The 2,934-nt window shown below is 28.4% G+C and carries 3 protein-coding genes, 2 tRNA genes and 2 rRNA genes; all 7 read right to left on the bottom strand.

Annotated features, from left to right (window positions below; genetic code table 11):
• Positions 1-66: 66 nt before the first annotated feature.
• Positions 67-294, bottom strand: coding sequence for a DUF1667 domain-containing protein (locus tag CLPUN_RS05660; RefSeq protein ID WP_077846354.1), 228 nt, complete (start codon positions 292-294; stop codon positions 67-69).
• Positions 295-310: 16 nt separating this feature from the next.
• Positions 311-1,705, bottom strand: a complete 1,395-nt coding sequence (locus CLPUN_RS05655; RefSeq protein WP_077846353.1) for an NAD(P)/FAD-dependent oxidoreductase — start codon at positions 1,703-1,705, stop codon at positions 311-313.
• Between the two features lie 2 nt (positions 1,706-1,707).
• The gene (locus CLPUN_RS05650; RefSeq protein ID WP_077846352.1) at positions 1,708-2,229 is read right to left on the bottom strand and encodes a transcription repressor NadR; all 522 of its coding nucleotides are present in this window, start codon (positions 2,227-2,229) and stop codon (positions 1,708-1,710) included.
• A gap of 186 nt (positions 2,230-2,415) precedes the next feature.
• A tRNA-Ala gene (locus CLPUN_RS05645) sits at positions 2,416-2,491 on the bottom strand.
• A gap of 1 nt (position 2,492) precedes the next feature.
• A tRNA-Ile gene (locus CLPUN_RS05640) sits at positions 2,493-2,569 on the bottom strand.
• A gap of 10 nt (positions 2,570-2,579) precedes the next feature.
• Positions 2,580-2,696: ribosomal RNA gene (gene rrf, locus CLPUN_RS05635) — 5S ribosomal RNA — on the bottom strand.
• 114 nt (positions 2,697-2,810) lie between these two features.
• Positions 2,811-2,934, bottom strand: a 23S ribosomal RNA gene (locus CLPUN_RS05630); the annotation flags it as partial.

Genomic DNA, 2,934 nt, shown 5'->3' with positions numbered 1-2,934 from the left:
ATAATCAATTGTAAGTATACATTATTTTAATATAGCAAATTAATTAAAGTATATATAAAATTGTTACTATTCAATTTCCTTTGTACACACTATATCTACACCTGTATTCATTATATTCTTACAAATAATATCTCCAATCTTAATAGGAGTACTTACATAAATTCTACTAAGAACCTTTGAGAATTCCCTCCATAAATACTTTTCTATAGGTTTATTACTTTTTACAGAAACAACTTTATAATTCTGATTCCCTTTTATTCTAACTAAGCTTGTAAAAACATCCTTATCAATCATTTTTTATACCTCCTAATTAGATTTCATTAAACTCTTTGATCCTTCCAACTAAAATTCTTGAATCTATAGAATCATCTACTATATTTAAAATGCTCTTATTCATCTCTCTAGCTAATATTTTCATAATTTTCATATTGCAACTTGACCCATTACAACTTCCACGCCCAATTCCTGTTCGCCTTTTTACTCCCTCTACTGTTCTTGCCCCTAAAGGTCTTCTTATAGAATCAACAATTTCTCCCTCTGAGATATTATTACAGCTACAAATTATATTTCCATATTTTTTGTCTAAAGCTATTATTTTATTTCTTTGCTCTTTAGACATATTTCTAAAAACATATACTTCTCTTTTTTTATCAATATAATCTCTTTTCTTAGTTATGTTCATATTTACCTTAAGTTTTTGCTCTATATCAATCGCAATTACCGGTGCAATTGTTATTTTAGCATAATGGTTTCCTATTACTTTTATATAACCATCACCAATATTGCTATCATCTATAAACATATTACTTTTACTATATGTTTCTGTAAACATATTAGTTATTAATTCTTTTTTTATATTATGAGAAATATTTTTTGCTAATTGAAGTTCTTCTTCTAAATCTAATAATTTATCACTACAAATTCCGATTAAATTTCCTTTTGATAAAGTAGGAATGTTTATTACAAATTTCTCATCATCCATATCATCAATAACCACTCCATTCATAGTTTTATCTAACTTTTCATTTAATAATATATATTTAATTTTTCTACCTTTGAATTCATGAGAAGCTTCGCAATACTTATCATGAAAACTTTCATTGGGAATTGTATTAATTACAAATTTACATGTAAATTTATTTTTATTTGTAGTTATTTTAAAGCCTTTAGAAATTGTTTTTATATCTATAACTTCTTCTTCTAATCTAAAATTAACTCCATTATCAGCTGCTACTTCTGCATATGAAATAGCCAGATTATATGGCGGAATTACAGCAATATTTTCAGAATATAAAGCCTTATTGGCTTGTATCTTTAAATTAGGTTCTATATCATAAATTGCATTATCCTCTATTATATGTACCCCTTCTAGCTGTCTTTCTTTAGCCTTACTATACATCGTATTAATAGCATTATATCTACTTTCATCTGTTGCAATTCTTAAAGCTCCAATTTTATTATATTCAATATCAAATTTTTTACAATGTTCCTTTATCAACTTCATTCCTCTGTTTTCCATAATTGACATAAACTCATCATTGCTTTCTGAACCATCATAAACAATTGCAGTATTATTAGAGGAAAGTTCATTTACTATATCATAATCTTTTTCTATTAAAGCTATATTTAGATTATATTTGGAGAGTTCATATGCAACTGCACATCCAATAATACCGCCACCTAAAATTAATACATCATAATCCATTATTAATCCTCCAAATCTGAAACTATAAAATTACGTTCTCTTAGTTCTGATATAATTAAATTGATATCTTCTTGACTTTCTGCTGCTATAGTATGAAGATGAACTCCATTAGTTAATACAGATAATAACTTAGCTTTTTGTTTTTTGTATTTTTGAATAAACTTATTTAATTCATTATAATTTTTAATCATAAGCATTCCTATTATTTCACCATATAAAGGGTGCTCTACTATGACATCTTCAATTATTCCCCCATATTTAATTACTATGTTCATTTCATCAAACATTTCTTCTTCAGTATGAGTCACTGCAATAATTGCTTTAACTTTATTCTCATTTTTATTAATTATATATCCATCTGGAGTCGCTATTATATTTTTTCCTTCTGCTCTAAGAATAGCTATATCCTTTACTATTACTTGCCTAGTTACAGCATATTTCTTTGCTATATCACTTCCCTTTAATGGTTCAGTACTTTCTAATAATAATCTAAGCATATTGTCTCTTCTATCGATAGATCCCATATTCTCCTCCCTGCATATCAATTATTATCTATAATTAACATTATAAATATAATTATTTCTATTATCATTATTATACTTTAAATATTATTATTATACTTTAAATATCAGTATTATGCTAAAAATTTTTTACTAATTTTTTTAATTTTATGCATAAAAAAAGTTATGAATTACTTCATAACTTTACATTGGTGGAGATTAAGGGATTCGAACCCTTGACCCCCTGCGTGCAAGGCAGGTGCTCTCCCAACTGAGCTAAACCCCCATGGTGGACCTTCAGGGACTCGAACCCTAGACCTACCGGTTATGAGCCGGTTGCTCTAACCAACTGAGCTAAAGATCCCTTTTAATTTACCTGGCAACGTCCTACTCTGCCACACAGTCACCCGTGCAGTACCATCGGCGCTATAGACCTTAACTGTCCTGTTCGGAATGGGAAGGAGTGTTACCTCTATGCCATCATCACCAGATTATCACATACAATATTATACTTATATAAATACAATATGTCAAGTATTTTTGAAAGATCATTCTTTCAAAATTGCACATAGCTTTTAATGTATTATTACAACTTGATTATAATATTGGTCAAGCCCTCGACCTATTAGTATCAGTCAGCTAAATATGTTACCATACTTACACCTCTGACCTATCAACCTTGTAGTCTTCAAGGGGTCTTACTAGCTTACGCTATGGGAAATCTAATCT

It is taken from the genome of Clostridium puniceum, assembly GCF_002006345.1.
Taxonomy (GTDB): Bacteria; Bacillota; Clostridia; order Clostridiales; family Clostridiaceae; genus Clostridium; species Clostridium puniceum.
Note: the sequence above shows the minus strand (reverse complement) of the source record. Positions and strands in the feature narration are given on the sequence as shown.

What these genes read in the sequence shown, in the direction of transcription:
- CLPUN_RS05660 (WP_077846354.1), bottom strand. Translation starts at nt 294, where the DNA reads ATGATTGATAAGGATGTTTTTACAAGCTTAGTTAGAATAAAAGGGAAT.
- CLPUN_RS05655 (WP_077846353.1), bottom strand. Translation starts at nt 1,705, where the DNA reads ATGGATTATGATGTATTAATTTTAGGTGGCGGTATTATTGGATGTGCA.
- CLPUN_RS05650 (WP_077846352.1), bottom strand. Translation starts at nt 2,229, where the DNA reads ATGGGATCTATCGATAGAAGAGACAATATGCTTAGATTATTATTAGAA.